The organism is Vibrio maritimus, assembly GCF_021441885.1.
Taxonomy (GTDB): Bacteria; Pseudomonadota; Gammaproteobacteria; order Enterobacterales; family Vibrionaceae; genus Vibrio; species Vibrio maritimus_B.
This window is the reverse complement of the sequence record NZ_CP090438.1, coordinates 1,778,037-1,797,696: the sequence shown is the minus strand read 5'-3', so window position 1 is coordinate 1,797,696 and position 19,660 is coordinate 1,778,037. Positions and strand designations below refer to the sequence as shown.

The 19,660-nt window shown below is 47.7% G+C and carries 1 protein-coding gene (running past one end of the window); it reads right to left on the bottom strand.

The window, feature by feature from the left end; translation table 11 throughout:
• Positions 1-19,660 carry the 5' portion of a tandem-95 repeat protein gene (locus LY387_RS08185; protein ID WP_234496023.1) on the bottom strand. 9,422 nt of this gene lie to the left of the window's left edge, so 19,660 of the gene's 29,082 nt are visible here — the first part of the coding sequence; it begins with the start codon at positions 19,658-19,660; its stop codon lies beyond the left edge, outside the window.

The following is a 19,660-nucleotide window of genomic DNA, read 5'->3' as shown; positions in this document are numbered from 1 at the left end:
CCAGCATGTCTCCGCTATCAAAGCCTTGAGAACTTTCTGTACCGGCGTTCCACCCTTCAGAACCCGATTCAAAATTGTCGGTTGCCAAAATTAAATCTGGAGTAATGGACAAGTCAGGCGTGACCGATAGCTCCGGCATATCCACTACGGACTGAACTTCAATTCCCACTGTCGTGTCAGCTGTGGCACCGTCAGAGTCAATCACGGTCATGTTCAACGTCAAGTCGCCGCTGAAGTTTTCGCTCGGCGCGAAACTATAGCTGCCGTCATCGTTTGACGTTAAGGTTCCGTTATCGCCGCTATAAGACACATCACTAACGGATAGATCGCCTTCTACATCCGAACTATTCGCGAGTAGTTGAGCTTCACTTAAGGTAATGACGCCGTCTTCATCAACTGAATACGTCGTTGACCCCGCGATTGGAAGATCATTCACCGATTCAACAGTAACATCGATGTTTGCATCAGTCGTTGTCGTGCCGTCGCTGACCGAGAAACTTAGGTCGACTTCACCATTGAAGTTCTCGTTTGGTGCAAAGGTGTAAGTACCGTCTCCGTTGTCAGTGAAGATACCGTCAGTGCCGGAATATGACACATCAGCCACAACCAGGTTATCACCGTCTACATCTGAGGCTCCAGCAAGCAATTGCTCGTCAGTAAACGTAAGTGAGCCATCCTCTTCGATGGTATAACCGACATCTTCTACCACAGCAGCATCATTCACAGGATTAACTGTGAGGTCAGCGTTAGCAACGATGGTGTCTGTACCGTCTGAGATTTCGAAGCTTAAATCGATATCGCCATTGAAATCCGCATTTGGTGTGATAGTGAATGAGCCATCTTCATTTTGCGTCACTGTGGCGTTGTCGCCAGCGTTTAGATTGGACGCTGTAAGATCATCACCATCGACGTCGGATGCTTGGGACAACAATTGTTCTTGAGATAATGTGATTGAACCGTCTTCATCGACAGAGTAAGCCAAGTCTCCGGAGACCGGTGCATCATTGATAGCAATGACTTCAATCCCAGCCGTTGTATCGGCTGTGGCACCATCTTCATCAACAATTGTTACATCGAGAGAGACATCTCCGTTGAAGTTTTCATTTGGAGCGAAGCTATACGTGCCGTCACCATTGTCGGTAAAGATACCGTCCGTACCTGAGTAAGAGACATCGCTTACACTCACCTCACCTTCGACATCTGAACTATTAGCGAGAAGCTGGGCGTCCGAAATTGTTATGATGCCATCTTCATTGACAGAGTACGTTGTAGACCCAGCGACTGGTATATCGTTCACCGCGTCAACGGTGACATCTATGTTCGCTTGGGTCGTATCAGTTCCATCACTGACAGAGAAGCTGATGTCGACTTCGCCATTAAAGTTCTCGTTTGGAGAGAAGGTATAGGTTCCATCACCATTGTCGGTGAACACACCATCCGTTCCCGAATAAGAAACATCGGCGATCGACAGGTCATCCCCTTCGATATCGGTGGCTCCAACCAGCAATTGCTCATTGGTAAAGGTAAGCGAACCATCCTCTTCTACGGTGTAAGCCTTATCCTCAGCTTCTGGGCCATCATTGATTGGAGATACATAGATGTTTACTTCTTCCGTGGCAGTGGCGGTATCACCAGTATTAAGATCTGTTGAGGTTGCATTCACCGTCAGAGAAACGCTGCCACTGAAATCGGCGGCTGGCGTGAACTCCAATCCTTCTAGTTCTCCCGGCTCAAGTGACCATGTTCCATCACCGTTATCAGTACCTGCGGAAAGCTCGCCATCCTCTGGAACGTTTTCAATGAGGATTGATAGTGCTTCGGAGCCATCTGTGTCGGTTAGATTCGCGTTAATCTCGATAGGAATACTCGAGTCTTCAACACCAATGATTTGGAAGTCGGCATTAGCGACTGAAATCTCGATATTATCGATACCGAAGGATTCATCTCTTAGCTCTTGGTTGAGTGTCGAACCAAAACCGAGTTGAAGTTGTCCGTCTTCAATTGGCACTGTGAGGTGAACTTCATGCGCTTGTTCATTCCAACCACTGAAACCTTCGCCTTGTGAAGTGCCATGCACGACTTCGCCTACTTCATTTCCATCTGAGTCATAAAGCGTTGTGGTGCCATCTTGTGTTCTAAATGCAGAATTGTCGAACGATGTTAGCTCTTCACCACCCACGAAGATCTGGAACGATTCTCCATCCCAAGAATCTATTTCATAGAAACTGAATGAAATATCGACCTCATCGACATCAGTCGGAATATTATAGGTTTTACTGACAGCTTCTTCGCCGTCCGTGCCACCTATTCGACCAAGCATATCACCACTATCAAAGCCTTGAGAACTCTCGGTGCCCGTGTTCCAACCCTCAGAACCAGACTCAAAGTTGTCGGTTGCAAGGATAAGATCCGGCGTAATAGAAAGATCTGGCGTGATCGACAGTTCAGGCATATCAACAATGGATTGAACTTCAATGCCGACGCTGGTTTCTGCTGTTGCTCCATCTGAATCTACAACGGTCATATCAAGTGTGAGGTCACCACTAAAGTTTTCGCTTGGCGCAAAACTATAGGTACCGTCATCATTGGCAGTTAGCGTACCGTTGTCACCAGAGTATGATAAGTCGCTGACTGAAAGCTCGCCCTCAACATCTGTACTGTTCGCTAGTAGCTGATCTTCACTTAATGTGATTACGCCATCTTCATCAACCGAATATGAAGTCGTGCCTGCGATTGGTAGGTCATTAACCGGCAATACGTCGACATTGATTACAGTGTCTACTGTTGCGCCATCTTCATCTTGAATAGTGACGTTAAGCTGCACTTCACCATTGAAGTTTTCATTTGGAGCAAAGCTACAAGTGCCGTCGTTGTTCACTGTGAAGATACCATCAGGACCGTCATAGCTAATACCAACGAGCGATACATCTCCCTCGATATCAGAAGCATTTGCCAGTACTTGAGACTCATTGAAGGTCAACACGCTATCTTCGTTTATGGTGTAAGACGTTGGTCCAGCGATTGGTGGGTCATTAACTTCTATGACATCTAGCCCGGCAGTAGTGGTTGCCGTCGCGCCTTCTGAGTCCTCAATAGTGACATCGAAACTGACATCGCCAGAGAAGTTCTCATTTGGTGTGAAGGTATAGGTTCCATCTCCATTGTCGGCAAAGACGCCGTCTGTTCCTGAGTAAGAGACATCTTGAACGGTTACGTCACCTTCTACGTCAGAGCTATTTGCCAGTAATTGCTCGTCTGTAATAGTGATCGAGTTGTCTTCTTCAACCGAGTAAGTTGTTGAACCGGCAACTGGCACATCATTAATAGGCACTACTTGAACATCAATGTTTGCAGTGACTGTGTCCGTACCATCGCTAACGCTATAGCTTAGGTCAACGTTACCGTTGAAGTTCTCGTTTGGTGCGAAGGTATAGGTTCCATCTCCGTTGTCAGTAAACACACCTTCCGCGCCATCGTAGTTGACGGATTCAACAGTGAGGTCGTCACCATCAATATCCGTCGCACCTTGTAGAAGCTGCTCATCGGTAAAGGTAAGCGAACCGTCTTCGTTGATGGTGTAGTCATGATCGTAGATGATCGATGCATCATTGGCTGCTGTAACGGTGACGTCTAGTTCTGCTGGCGTAACACCACCATTACCGTCATCCACGTTGTAGCTTATCGAGAACTCACCATTGAAGTTTTCTTCTGGGGTAATGGTATAGGTGCCATCACCGTTGTCGGTGATAAGTGCATTCTCAATAGCAATGTCGCTGATACTTTGTTCGTTACTGCCTTCTTCGTTTGCGGAATTGTCGTCATCATTATCTGGCGACATTACTTCAGAAATATCGATGCCGTTTTCGGCATTCGCTGCTTCTTCTGACGAAGGAAGCTCGAAGCTAGACATCGAACCTACATCTTGGCTTGGGACGATTACACCATCGACGATGTCGAATACGTGCCAGTGATCACCGGTAGGATTATCAGGAAGATCTGGGGTAAAGGTTTGGACAAGCGTATCACCTACAAAGATCTGTACCTGTACATCTTCAACGCCATCGACATCCCAACTGCGGTCAGAGTAGTTATGCACTGAATAGTGCATATTGGCATCTTGATAGTTAGGGATAGTAATGGTTTCTGGACCATGCCCATTCACGTCATCAACATCTTGTTGGACAACGTTACCCTCGCCCAGGTCATGGCTCATGTCCGCCCAGAAGATGTGGTCGAGCTCTGCGCCAGTCTCTGTGTCATATAGCCATAGGTGATTATCCATATCCGTTGGCTGCTCACCCCAGGTGACCACAACACGCATATCGGTTTCTTCCAACACTTCCGATAGCGCAGTTACACCACCGTTAGTATCTTCACCTGCCGGAACGATAAAGCTGGTGCTGATTGAACCTTCTTGTTCAATGGATACGGTACCTTGGTCGACGACAGAGCCGCTGACTGAGTAGTTACCTGATTCGTCCGTTACTGTGGTATAGCTGTTGCCTGCAGAGTCAGTGAGCGTTACTTCTGCTCCAACGACAGGATTACTGGTTTCAGCATCGAGTACTGTACCAGTGACAGTCGTGTCATCACCCTGCTCGCCGATGATTGCGGTCATATCATCGTCTTCGATATCAGTCGCAAACTGCAGTAGCTCTTCTTGGGTGATGGTGTACGAGCCATCTTCTTCAATGGTGATGGCTACATCGGCAGAGACTATTGGTGCGTCGTTAACCGGATCGACGGTTAGACCTAGGTTAGCGGCGATTGGTGTATCACCATCGCTAATACTGTAGCCTACATCAATGTGTCCATTGAAGTTTTCATCCGGTGTAATAGTGAATGTGCCGTCACCGTTATCATCGATAGTCGCGTTTTCTGCCGTGAGATCAGAAGCCGTTAAATCATCTCCATCGATATCAGCGGCGTTTGCCAACAACTGTTCTTGAGTGATCGTAATTGAGTGGTCTTCATCTACCCTCGCCGATGTATCGGAAGTAGTTGGTAGATCATTGACAGGATCGACAGTTAAATCCACGCCCGCACTTATGGTTTCAGTGCCGTCAGAGATATCGAAGCTTAGGTCGATGCTGCCATTGAAGTTCTCATCTGGCGTGATGGTAAATGAACCATCTTCATTTTCAGTGACTGTAGCGTTTGCTCCTGCACTTAGGTTTGCAGCTGTCAGTTCATCACCATCGACATCGCTTGCTTGTGACAATAGCTGCTCTTGCGATAGCGTGATAGAACCATCTTCGTCAATGCTATACGCTAGGTCACCAGAGACTGGAGCGTCATTGACAGCAATGACTTCTATACCTGCAGAGGTATTAACTGACGCGCCGTCTTCATCAACTACAACGACATCTAAGCTCACATTACCGTTAAAGTTCTCGTTAGGTGCGAAGCTGTATGTACCATCGCCGTTATCGGTGAAGATACCATCAGAACCTGAGTAAGAGACATCATCAACGGCAACCTCTCCTTCGACATCAGAGCTGTTTGCAAGAAGTTGGTTGTCTGAGATAGTAATAACACCATCTTCATTTACAGAGTAAGATGTTGAACCTGCCACAGGAATATCGTTTACCGACTCAACCGTCACATCGATATTAGCTTCAGTCGTAGTCGTGCCATCACTTACTGAGAAGCTTAGGTCCACTTCGCCATTGAAGTTTTCGTTTGGTGAGAAGGTATAGGTGCCGTCGCCATTATCAGTGAAGACACCATCAGTACCGGTATAAGACACATCCGCCACAGACAGGTCATCGCCATCTATATCCGATGCGCCAGCCAATAGCTGTTCGTCTGTAAAGGTAAGCGATCCATCCTCTTGAATCGTATAGCCGACATCTTCTACAACAGCCGCATCGTTTATCGGGTTGACTGTGAGATCAGCGTTAGCCACGATGGTGTCTGTGCCATCCGAGATATCAAAAGTCAGGTCGATATCGCCGTTAAAATCGGCATCCGGTGTGATGGTAAATGAGCCATCATCATTCGCCGTAACTGTCGCATTGTCTCCTGCCTCAAGATTTGCCGCAGTGAGCACATCACCTTCGACATCCGATGCTTGTGCCAATAGCTGTTCTTGACTGATGGTTATCGAACCATCTTCATCAACGCCATAGGCTAAATCACCCGATACTGGAGCATCATTTACAGCGATAACGTCAATGCCTGCGGTTGTCTCTGCCGTTGCACCATCTTGATCGATGATGGTTACATCGAGTGCTACATCTCCATTGAAGTTTTCGTTTGGTGCGAAGCTATAGGTACCATCGCCGTTGTTCGTGAAGATACCGTCGGTGCCCGAGTAAGACACATCGCTTACACTCACCTCGCCTTCAATATCAGAGCTATTCGCTAGAAGCTGATCATCTGAGATTGTGATGATTCCGTCTTCATTCACTGAGTATGTGGTTGAACCGGCCACTGGAATATCATTGACAGACTCAACAGTCACATCAATGTTTGCTTCGGTGGTCGTTGTGCCATCGCTAACAGAGAAGCTTAAGTTTACGTCACCATTGAAGTTTTCGTTTGGTGAGAATGTGTAGGTACCGTCACCATTGTCGGTGAATACACCGTCTGTGCCTGCGTATGAAACATCGGCTACGGATAAATCATCGCCGTCAATATCTGAGGCGCCGGCGAGTAGTTGCTCATCAGTAAACGTCAATGAACCATCTTCTTGGATGGTGTAGCCGACATCTTCTACCACTGCCGCATCATTAACCGGATTGACAGTCAGATCAGCAGTCGCAACGGTTGTATCAGTGCCGTCAGAAATATCGAAGCTTAGGTCGATATCGCCATTGAAGTCGGCGTCAGGTGTAATGGTAAATGAGCCGTCTTCATTCGCAGTGACAGTTGCATTATCTCCGGCGCTGAGATTTGAAGCGGTTAACTCATCGCCCTCTACGTCAGAGGCTTGTGACAGAAGTTGCTCTTGTGACAATGTCACACTACCGTCTTCATCGACTGAGTAAGCCAAGTCTCCAGAAACTGGTGCATCGTTGATAGGAAGTACATCAACATTAATGACAGTATCGACCGTTGCGCCGCTTTCGTCTTTAATCGTAACGTTAAGCTGGACTTCGCCGTTGAAGTTCTCGTTTGGTGCAAAACTACAAGTCCCATCACCGTTGACAGAGAAGATACCGTCCGGACCATCGTAGCTGATGCCAACCAGAGATACGTCGCCCTCTATGTCAGATGCATTCGCTAGAACCTGTGATTCACTAAATGTTAGAACACTGTCTTCATTGATCGTGTAAGACGTTGGCCCGGCTATTGGTGGGTCATTGACTTCAATGACGTTAATACCAGCACTCGTCTCTACAATCTCACCATTTTCATCGGCTACTTTGACATCTAGACTGATATCACCAGAGAAGTTTTCGTTTGGCGTGAAGGTATAAGTGCCATCACCGTTATCGGCAAACACGCCATCGGTCCCACTGTATGTCACCTCTGAAACCGACACCCCTCCCTCTACATCGCTTGAGTTCGCAAGGAGCTGACCATCATTAATAGTGATCGAGTTATCTTCAAGAACCGAATAGGATGTCGAACCAGCAACAGGCGCATCATTCACTTCGGTGACGGTGATATCGATATTGGCAGTGACTGTCTCTGTACCATCTGAGACTTGGAATGATAAATCAACATCGCCAGAGAAGTTCTCATTTGGCGCAAAGGTATAGGTGCCGTCACCGTTGTTAGTAAAGACCCCTTCAGCACCGTTGTAGTCAACAGATTCAACAGTAAGCGCGTCGCCATCGACATCACTTGCATTGGCAAGTAGCTGTGCATCGGTAAAGGTGAGAGAACCATCTTCTTCCACCGTATAGGCGAGGTCCTGTGCCACGGGACCGTCGTTAACTGGTGATACAGTAAGATCCAGATTCGTTGTGACGATTTGGTCACCGTCGGATACATCAAAGGTAAATTGAACATCACCATTGAAGTCTGCATCTGGTGTAAGTGTGTACGAGCCATCTTCGTTGGCCGTAATCGTTATGTTTTCGTCGTCAGTCGACAGATTCAACGCCGTTAAGTCGTCACCATCAAGATCGCTCGCGTTAGCTAGTAACTCTTCTTGAGTAATGGTAATAGAACCGTCCTCTTCAACCGTCGCTTGGACACCGGTTGCTTCAGGGGCGTGTTCTACATCGATAGTAATGGTTGTCGAGACGGTCTCGGAATCATCATTGGATAGCTCTGTCGCGGTTGCACTTACCGTGATGTCAAACGGATCAACGACCTCTTCTGGCAGTGTGAACTCGAGCGTCTGATCAATCGCTACAGTCGGTAAAACAACATTACCATCCTCGCCTACAACTATTTCACCACTATAAATCTGACTGTTCACCTCACCGACATCAATCGTAAAGTTGAAATCACTGAAGTCGGCATCGCCCCCGCCATATAGATCTTCAAATCCATAGACTAACTCACCATCTTCATTGACGGTTGTGCGAGTGTGCTCCATGCCATCTTGGTTGAGTTGAGCGCTTGAACCACCGTGGAACACGGTATCACCGAACTGACCTTGTATTACTGTAGTGTCACCGTTGGCATCGACAAAGACTAACTGAGGATCGACAGTGTCCATTGTAGCTGGAGAACCGTCAGCTGCTCTAAACTCAAAACTACCGTCTTGCATTGAGTCAAAGTCATTGTAATTAAAGCCGTTAGGTATCAAGAATAGGTTGAAGCTTTCACCTTCATCTACTTGGAAAGTAAAAGAGTCCTGTCCTGGTACAAGGTCACCACCACCTCCTACTTGTGACGCATTCTCGTAAACAACCTCGACTCCAGTGATGTTACCTTCGTCATCAACTTTGTAATAACCCGCTGCATTTTGGAAGCCAGCTGTCTCACCCTCAAAGGTCACGGTAATTTCAGAGTCGTTGTAACTGGTAATACCGTTGTCTTGATCATTAAGAACCGCTTCATTGTCGTAGCGAATGACGGTGCCTTCTGGTACGCCATCGATATCAACAGTGAGCGTTTCGGATAGATCTTGGTCGACGAGGCTTGCCCCAATGTTGAGTTCTACAACCTCACCTGGCGCTGTAACAATGGTCGAATCCATAACGCTCTGGCCATCGCCATCGGTCACCGTTAAATCTGGTGCATCAGCCACTGCTTCGACATTAAGATCAATAGTTTGTTGCACTTCTGTTGTGCCATCTGACACCGTGAAGTCAAATTGAAGTTCACCGCTAAAGTGTTCATTCGGCGTAAAGGTAAATGTACCATCATCATTAGCTACCATAGCGCCATCAGAGCCACTGTAGGCAACGTCGGTGACCGTTAAGTCATCACCATCAACATCGGTCGCTCCACTTAATAGATCCTCTTGAGTGAAGGTGATCGTGCCGTCTTCATCAATTGAATAGTTGGCGGCTTGTACTTCAGGTGCATCATTAACAGGGGTTACGTCGAGGTTCAACTGAGTTGTTGTACTCAGTTCACCATCGTTGACTTCATAATCGAACTGGATCTGGCCGTTGAAGTCTTCTGAAGGTGTAACGGTATAGGTACCATCGCCATTATCTACGACAGTTGCGTTAGGGTCGTTGGTTGTAAGTCCTGTCGCGAACAAGTCATCGCCATCAATATCGCTAGCGTTTTCTAGCAACATTTCTTGGGTGACGACAATACTGCCATCTTCATCGATAGTCGCCGATACGGCGTCCGCCTCAGGCGCATCATTAACGAACTCAACTTTTAGATCGATATTAGCGCTAACAACGTCTGTACCATCACTGACATCAAACGTGAGATCTGCATTACCAAAGTAACCTTGGTCGGTAGTTATGGTGAACGTACCATCTCCATTATCAACCACTTCAACACTGTCATTCTGGCTGGTAACGTTTATAGCGGTAAGCGCATCACCATCAATGTCGGTTGCTTGCTCTAACAACTGCTCTTGGGTCAACGTAATAGATTCACCGTCTTGAGTAGCGAAGCTTAGGTCAGGAACATCAGGAAGATCGTTGACTGGATTGACGGTCAAGTTCAGACCTGTCGAGACCGTCTCTATCGCATCCGTGACATCATAGGTGAACTCAATCTCGCCATTGAAATCTTGGCTTGGTGTAATGGTGAAACTGCCATCTGAGTTTTCTACAATTGTCGCGTTAAGGTCGTTGGTTTGAAGATTTGTCGCTTCTAGCGAGTCGCCATCAACATCAGAAGCATTCGCTAGTAATTCCTCTTGTGTGATAGTGATTGAGCCATCTTCATCGACACTCGCATCTAATGGGCCCGACACTTCAGGACCTTCATTAACCATTTCAACATCAATTGAAGCGGTGCTAGGTGCGCTTGCTTGTCCGTCGCTAATATCGAACGTAAGGTTCACTTCACCATGGAAATCCGTTGCTGGTTCGAAGGTAAAGGTGTTATCGCCATTGTCTGTTAACGTACCTTGTGTCTGGTCGGCTAGCAGTAAGTTCTCAATATGGAGAATGTCGCCGTCTACATCACTCGCTCCAGACAACAAGTCTTTTGCTTCAATGACAATTGAGCCATTCTCGAGCATTTGAGTCTGTAGCGGAGCACCCGGCACAGGAATATCGTTGACTGGAACAACAGTAAGATCTAAGTGCGTTTCTGTTGTGTCTTGACCGTCGGAAACGCTGTAGTTGATATCAATGTCACCGTTGAAATTTTCATCCGGCATGAAGGTGTATGTACCATCGCCATTATCAACAAGTTCGCCGTCGTCACCATTGTATGTGATATCAGAGATAGTCAGGTCATCGCCTTCGATATCGCTGGCGTTAGCGAGCAGATCGTCGACACTGAAAGTAATACCAACGTCTTCGTCAGTAGAGAGTACAATTGGACCAGAGACAATTGGCGCGTCGTTCACGGCTTCAAAGTTGATGTTGATGATGTTGTCATCAACGAGTTCGCCGTCTGTGACTTGGTAACCTACCTCTATTTCCCCGTTGAAGTTTTCATCTGGTGTCACTGTCCACGTGCCATCACCATTGTCGACGAGCGTTGCGTTGTCGGCATTCTCCCCAACGAGTTCTAGGTTTTGGATGTCTAGGTTTTCACTGTCGATATCGCTCGCTTGTGCTAGCAATTGCTCTTCAGTGATAACGACAGAAGCAAATTGTGTCGCTCCCTCTGAGTCAATAGCTAGGTTTGGTAAATCCGCGGTTAGGTCTATCTCACTATCACCTTGTCTTAGGTTAAGCGAGACCGTTTCTGTGATTTCAGTGCCATCGACGCTAAGTGATGTGAACACTGCTTCATCATGGACAGTTTGTGACACTGTCATGTTTTGGACAACATAAGTACCGTTACCTTGGATGGTACCTAGCTCAAAGTAAGATACAGGTTGGTCGACGGTTAGCGTGTAATCTGTCTCGTACGAACCTCGATCCTCTTTGTGGTAAGTCATCGAGTCAATCAAATCACCATTTTCATTGAACGCTTTGATTTCGACTTCGGTGAAGTGCTTCGAGTCCTCCATAAACCAGCCACCCAGCCCATCAAGGTGGAAGCTGATTTCGTTGATATCCTGACCTTCAACTGTGACTGTAAGCTTTTCATCGCCACTTAGACCCTGGCGGTCCGTGTCACCAATACCGTGACCAATGTGGGTGTTGCCGTTCCAGGCACCTAGTGGATCATCGTTACTTTGGACTGTAACAGTCAAGTCACCATCAATAAACTCACGTGTATATGGGTCAACTTCAGTGCCCCAATCATCGACACTCGCATTATCATCAAATGTACCAATCTGAGAGGTATGAGTACCTGCAGCAATAGCATCGTCGTCGGCCACAAAGCGAACTTCAGTATCTGCAGGGATCTCAACACCGACATCCAATGCGACCCATTCGTCATTTAGGTTCGCCTCAATAAATCCATTCTCAGGTGCCTGGTCGAGACGTATGGTCGGTTCATCTCTAAGGGTGACACCAACGGTTTGGTCTTCCTCTGCTTGAACATAGATTTCGTCACCAGCGTCTGGTGCGTCATTTATTGGGTTGACCGTAAGGTCTGCAGTGGATTGAATAACGTTGTTGCCATCAGTGATATCAAAGCTTATATCGATATCACCATTCCAATCTGCATCAGGCGTAATGGTAAATGTGCCATCATCATTGGCCGTGACTGTAGCATTACCATCAACGCTAAGGTTGGTCGCTGTGAGCTCATCGCCTTCGATATCACTCGCATGCGAAAGAAGCTGTTCTTGGCTAAGCGTGATTTCACCATCTTCGTCGATGGTGTAAGCAAGGTTGCCTTCAACCGTTGGTGCATCATCAACAGGTGTGACTTCCACAACGACATTTGCTGATACCGTTTCAGTACCGTCGCTCACATCGAATGAGAAATTTACGTCGCCATTGAAGTTTTCATTTGGTGCAAAGCTGTAGGTACCATCTCCGTTGTCGGTCAAAATACCGTCGGTGCCTGTGTACGTGACATCCTCTACCGTTAAGTCGTCACCATCGATATCGACTGCATTTTCAAGTAGATCGCTGTCTGTGAATGTGAGAAAACCATCCTCTTGAATAGTGAAGGATTGGTCTTGTGGCTGAGGTAAGTCATTCACTGGATTGACGGTGAGATCGGCTGTTGCTTGGACAGTGTCAGTGCCATCAGTCACATCAAACGAGATATCAATATCACCATTGAAATCAGCATCCGGGATAATGGTGAACGAACCATCATCATTTTCTACCACATCTGCATTTCCTGATACGGACAGGTTACTTGCAGTAAGGTCATCGCCTTCTACATCAGTCGCGTTTGCAAGGAGTTGCTCTTGGCTTATCGTGATTTCACCGTCTTCATTCACACTATAAGCGGTGCTACCAACTACTGGAGGATCATTAACTTCCTCAACAGTAATGTTGATTTGAGCTTCGGAGATAGCTTCACCATCGGTAACAGCATAGTTAATGCTTAGGTCACCATTGAAGTTCTCATTTGGAGCGAAGGTAAATGTGCCATCATCATTGTGGGTAAAGATGCCATCGTTGCCATAGTAGTTGTCTACCATAAGCGTCAAGTCATCACCGTCGGCATCCGTAGCATGTTGTAGCAAGTCAGCCTCGCTAAACGTTAGCGTGCCATCTTCATTCATGGTGTAGTTGACAACGTCGGCTTCTGGCGCCTGGTTTTCTGGCTCCTCAGGTGGATGCGCCTCTGTGGTTTCCTCACCACCGCCGCCTCCAGGACTCTCTGGCCCTTCAGGCTCTCCTGGATCGACTGGACCTGGTGCTGCAGGGAATATTTCAATTCCTGCTTTGGTGTCTGCTGTCGCCCCATCTTCATCGACAACGGTTACATCGAGTAGTAAGTTACCTGCAAAGTCCTCTGCAGGCTCAAACGTGTAGGTTCCATCATCGTTAGCCGTTAATTCACCAAAGCTGCCTGTATAATTGACACTTTCTAGAGAAACATCGCCCTCTATATCAGAACTGTTCGCAAGAAGCTGCTCTTCTGTAATCGTAATGGTGCCATTGGCATCCATGGAGTATGAGGTGAAGCCAGCAATTGGCGCGTCGTTAACGGCAATCACTTCGATGCCTGCTGTCGTGTCTGCTGTAGCACCGTCTTCATCAACAACTGTCACATCTAGAGAGACGTCGCCGTTGAAGTTTTCATTTGGTGCGAAGTTATAGGTACCATCACCATTATCGGTGAAGATACCGTCAGTGCCTGAGTAAGACACATCGTTGACGCTCACCTCGCCTTCGACATCACTTGAGTTAGCAAGCAATTGGTCGTCAGAGATAGTGATGATGCCATCTTCGTTTACAGAGTAAGTGGTAGAACCCGCGACTGGAATGTCATTGACCGACTCAACGGTGACATCGATGTTAGCTTCTGTGGTGGTCGTGCCGTCGCTTACCGAGAAGCTTAAATCTACTTCACCGTTGAAGTTCTCATTTGGTGAGAAGGCATACGTGCCGTCACCATTGTCGGTGAACACACCGTCTGTTCCAGAGTAGCTGACGTCAGCAACAGATAGATCATCGCCATCGATATCAGAGGCGCCCGCAAGTAGCTGCTCGTCAGTAAAGGTCAATGAACCGTCTTCTTGGATGGTGTAACCCACATCTTCCACAACGGCCACGTCATTAACTGGGTCAACCGTTAAGTCAACATTGGCTGCGACGGTTTCAGTGCCATCTGAGATGTCAAAGGATAAATCAATCGCACCATTGAAGTCGGCATCTGGCGTGATAGTGAATGAGCCATCTTCATTAGCCGTGACAGTAGCGTTATCGCCTGCTGATAAGTTGGCAGCTGTTAGGTCATCACCATCTACATCAGACGCTTGAGACAATAACTGGTCTTGAGACAGCGTGATTGAGCCATCTTCGTCAACTGAGTAAGCTAAATCGCCAGAGACTGGAGCATCGTTGACGGCAATGACATCAATGCCCGCGGTGGTTTCTGCGGTCGCACCATTTTCATCAACAACGGTCACATCCAGCGATACATTGCCATTAAAGTCTTCATTTGGTGCAAAGCTATAAGTACCGTCACCGTTATCAGTGAAAATGCCGTCAGTTCCTGAGTAAGACACATCACTGACGCTCACCTCGCCCTCAACATCCGAACTGTTAACAAGAAGCTGGTCATCGCTAATTGTGATAATGCCGTCTTCGTTCACTGAGTAAGTGGTAGAGCCTGCAACTGGAATGTCATTGACTGACTCAACGGTCACATCAATGTTAGCTTCAGTCGTAGTCGTACCGTCGCTTACTGAGAAGCTCAAGTCCACTTCGCCATTGAAGTTTTCGTTTGGTGAGAAGGTATAGGTTCCATCGCCATTGTCGGTAAACACACCTTCTGTACCAGAGTAGCTGACATCGGCAACAGATAGATCATCCCCATCAATATCTGACGCACCCGCTAGGAGCTGCTCATCAGTGAAGGTTAACGATCCATCTTCTTGGATGGTGTAACCGACATCTTCCACTACTGCAGCGTCATTTACAGGGTTAACAGTGAGGTCTGCATTTGCGACGATAGTGTCGGTGCCATCTGAGATGTCGAAGCTGAGGTCAATGTCACCATTGAAGTCTGCATCTGGAGTAATAGTGAATGAACCGTCTTCGTTGGCCGTTACCGTAGCATTGTCACCTGCGCTTAGGTTACCAGCTGTCAGATCATCGCCATCTACATCGTTAGCATGAGACAGCAACTGCTCTTGAGTCAGAGTAATCGAACCGTCTTCGTCAACGGAGTATGCTAGATCACCTGAGACTGGAGCGTCATTGACTGCAATAACGTCAATGCCTGCCGTGGCCTCTGCCGTTGCACCGTCGTCATCAACAACCGTCACATCAAGCGATACATTGCCGTTGAAGTTTTCATTTGGTGCGAAGCTGTAGGTGCCATCGCCGTTATCAGTAAAGATACCGTCCGTGCCGGAGTACGACACATCACTAACATTCACCTCGCCTTCTACGTCACTTGAGTTGGCAAGTAGTTGGTCATCCGAAATGGTGATGATGCCATCTTCATCGACTGAGTACGTGGTTGAACCTGCAACTGGAATGTCGTTGACCGACTCAACCGTCACATCAATATTGGCTTCTGTGGTAGTCGTGCCATCGCTCACTGAGAAGCTTAGGTCTACTTCACCGTTGAAGTTCTCGTTTGGAGCGAAGGTATAAGTACCATCGCCGTTGTCGGTGAACACACCTTCGGTGCCTGAGTAGCTGACATCCGCTACTGAAAGGTCATCGCCATCAATATCGGATGCACCGGCTAGAAGCTGCTCATCAGTAAAGGTCAACGAGCCATCTTCCTGGATGGTGTAACCCACATCTTCCACAACCGCTGCATCATTCACTGGGTTCACAGTGAGGTCAGCATTAGCCACGATGGTGTCGGTGCCATCGGAGATGTCGAAGCTGAGGTCGATATCACCATTGAAGTCGGCATCTGGCGTGATAGTAAATGAGCCATCTTCGTTAGCCGTCACCGTAGCGTTATCGCCTGCTGATAAGTTGGCAGCAGTCAGGTCGTCACCTTCGATATCTGAAACCTGAGCAAGAAGCTGTTCTTGTGACAATGTCACACTTCCATCTTCATCAACACTGTAAGCCAGGTCGCCTGACACCGGGGCGTCGTTGATTGGAAGGACGTCCACGTTAATCACTGTATCGACGGTGGCGCCATCTTCATCTTGGATGGTGACGTTCAATTGAACTTCGCCATTGAAGTTTTCATTTGGCGCAAAGCTACAAGTACCATCACCATTGACGGAGAAGATACCGTGCGGACCATCGTAGCTGATACCCACTAACGAAACATCACCTTCAATATCAGAAGCATTGGCAAGTACTTGAGATTCACTGAATGTCAGCACGCTGTCTTCATCAATAGTGTAAGACGTTGGTCCTGCAACTGGTGGGTCGTTTACCTCTATAACGGTTAGGCCAGCCGTTGTTTCGACTGTGGCACCGTCTTCGTCGGCTACAACTACATCAAAGCTGACTTCACCATTGAAGTTATCGTTTGGCGAGAAGGTATACGTACCATCACCGTTGTCAGCAAAGACACCATCAGTACCTGAGTAAGAGACATCCTGAACGGAAACGTCACCTTCAACATCTGAACTGTTAGCTAATAACTGATCGTCAGTAATGGTAATCGAGTTGTCTTCTTGCACTGAATAAGTCGTTGAACCGGCAACCGGAATATCGTTGACCGACTCAACCGTCACATCAATATTGGCTTCTGTGGTAGTCGTGCCATCGCTCACTGAGAAGCTTAGGTCTACTTCACCATTGAAGTTCTCGTTTGGCGCAAAGGTATAAGTGCCGTCACCGTTGTCGGTGAACACACCTTCTGTACCTGAGTAGCTGACATCAGCAACAGATAGATCATCCCCATCGATATCAGACGCACCCGCAAGAAGCTGTTCATCAGTGAAGGTCAACGAGCCGTCTTCTTGGATGGTGTAACCCACATCTTCCACAACCGCTGCATCATTCACTGGGTTCACAGTGAGGTCTGCATTAGCCACGATGGTGTCGGTGCCATCGGAGATGTCGAAGCTGAGGTCGATATCACCATTGAAGTCGGCATCTGGCGTGATAGTAAATGAGCCATCTTCGTTAGCCGTCACCGTAGCGTTATCGCCTGCTGATAAGTTGGCAGCAGTCAGGTCGTCGCCTTCGATATCTGAAGCCTGAGCAAGAAGCTGTTCTTGTGACAATGTCACACTTCCATCTTCATCAACACTGTAAGCCAGGTCGCCTGACACCGGGGCGTCGTTGATTGGAAGGACGTCCACGTTAATCACTGTATCGACGGTGGCGCCATCTTCATCTTGGATGGTGACGTTCAATTGAACTTCGCCATTGAAGTTTTCATTTGGCGCAAAGCTACAAGTACCATCACCATTGACGGAGAAGATACCGTGCGGACCATCGTAGCTGATACCCACTAACGAAACATCACCTTCAATATCAGAAGCATTGGCAAGTACTTGAGATTCACTGAATGTCAGCACGCTGTCTTCATCAATAGTGTAAGACGTTGGTCCTGCAACTGGTGGGTCGTTTACATCTATAACGGTTAGGCCAGCCGTTGTTTCGACTGTGGCACCGTCTTCGTCGGCTACAACTACATCAAAGCTGACTTCACCATTGAAGTTATCGTTTGGCGAGAAGGTATACGTACCATCACCGTTGTCAGCAAAGACACCATCAGTACCTGAGTAAGAGACATCCTGAACGGAAACGTCACCTTCAACATCTGAACTGTTAGCTAATAACTGATCGTCAGTAATGGTAATCGAGTTGTCTTCTTGCACTGAATAAGTCGTTGAACCGGCAACCGGAATATCGTTGACCGACTCAACGGTCACGTCAATGTTGGCTTCTGTTGTGGTTGTGCCATCGTTTACTGAAAAGCTTAAGTCGACTTCACCATTGAAGTTCTCGTTTGGCGCAAAGGTATAAGTGCCGTCACCGTTGTCGGTGAACACACCTTCTGTACCTGAGTAGCTGACATCAGCAACAGATAGATCATCCCCATCGATATCAGACGCTCCCGCAAGAAGCTGCTCATCAGTGAAGGTCAATGAACCGTCTTCTTGGATGGTATAGCCCACATCTTCCACAACCGCTGCGTCATTCACTGGGTTCACAGTGAGGTCAGCGTTCGCGACGATAGTGTCGGTGCCATCTGAGATGTCGAAGCTTAGGTCGATATCACCATTGAAGTCGGCATCTGGCGTGATGGTGAATGAGCCATCCTCATTAGCCGTCACCGTCGCGTTATCGCCTGCAGACAAGTTGGCAGCGGTTAAGTCATCACCGTCCACATCAGAAGCTTGAGACAACAACTGGTCTTGAGACAGTGTAATCGAACCGTCTTCGTCAACTGAGTAAGCTAAGTCACCAGAGACTGGTGCATCGTTAACTGCGATGACATCAATGCCGGCAGTCGTTTCTGCTGTCGCGCCATCTTCATCAACGACTGTCACATCTAGAGCGACATCACCGTTGAAGTTTTCATTTGGAGCAAAGCTGTAAGTACCATCACCATTATCAGTGAAGATACCGTCTGTGCCTGAGTAAGACACATCGTTTACACTTACCTCGCCTTCCACGTCACTTGAGTTAGCAAGCAATTGGTCATCAGAGATGGTGATGATGCCATCTTCGTTTACTGAGTAAGTGGTTGAACCCGCTACAGGAATGTCGTTAACTTCTTCGACTGTAACATCAATATTGGCTTCGGTTGTCGAAGTCCCATCGCTTACGGAAAAACTAATGTCGACTTCGCCATTGAAGTTCTCGTTTGGTGAAAATGTGTAGGTGCCATCGCCATTGTCGGTAAATACACCATCTGTGCCCGAGTAACTAACGTCTGCAACAGAAAGATCATCGCCATCGATATCACTGGCGCCAGCTAACAGTTGTTCATCAGTAAAGGTTAATGAGCCATCTTCTTGAATCGTATAAGCAACGTCTTCGACTTCTGCATCATCATTAACGTCTTCTACTTGGATTTCGAAGGTTTGAGAAACTGTTTCTGAGTCGAAGTCATCATCTTGACGTTCTTGAGCTAGGTTTGCTTGTTCAGCGTCATCTAGGACATTGACTTCAAATGTTTCGCTGTCTGTTTGGGTGTCAAATCCATCATCTGCAGCGCCACCAGCAGCAGGAGACGCGGCAGCTGCTTGCGGTGCGGATCCTGCCTGTTGTGTTTGTCCCTCTGCATCAGCACCACCATCAGACCCCTCAGATTGTTGCCCGCCAACGCTTTGTGCTCCGGCTCCAGAGGCCGCGCCGCCGCCAGCTCCAGAATCAGCACCTACTCCGGAGTCTGCCATTTGGCTATCGACAACACCTGATTGAGCCCCTTCGGAAGAAGCTGCTTCACTATCTACTGGCTGTGCTGACTGAGCTCCCCCGGTGGCATCGGGATCGTCTGATGACCCAGCTCCGCTCGGGTTATCTTCCATGGCCTGATTCGCATCGTCGGCAGCATCAGCTGCATCTGCCCCTGTCGCGATTGTTGTTGCAATGGTGTTTTGTTGGTTTTGCTGAGCCTGCTGCTGCTCTGTTCCATCATTACCTGTTTCGACCTGTTCGACTGCATCATTGAGAGGGTTGTTTTCGTTATTGTCAGCCAT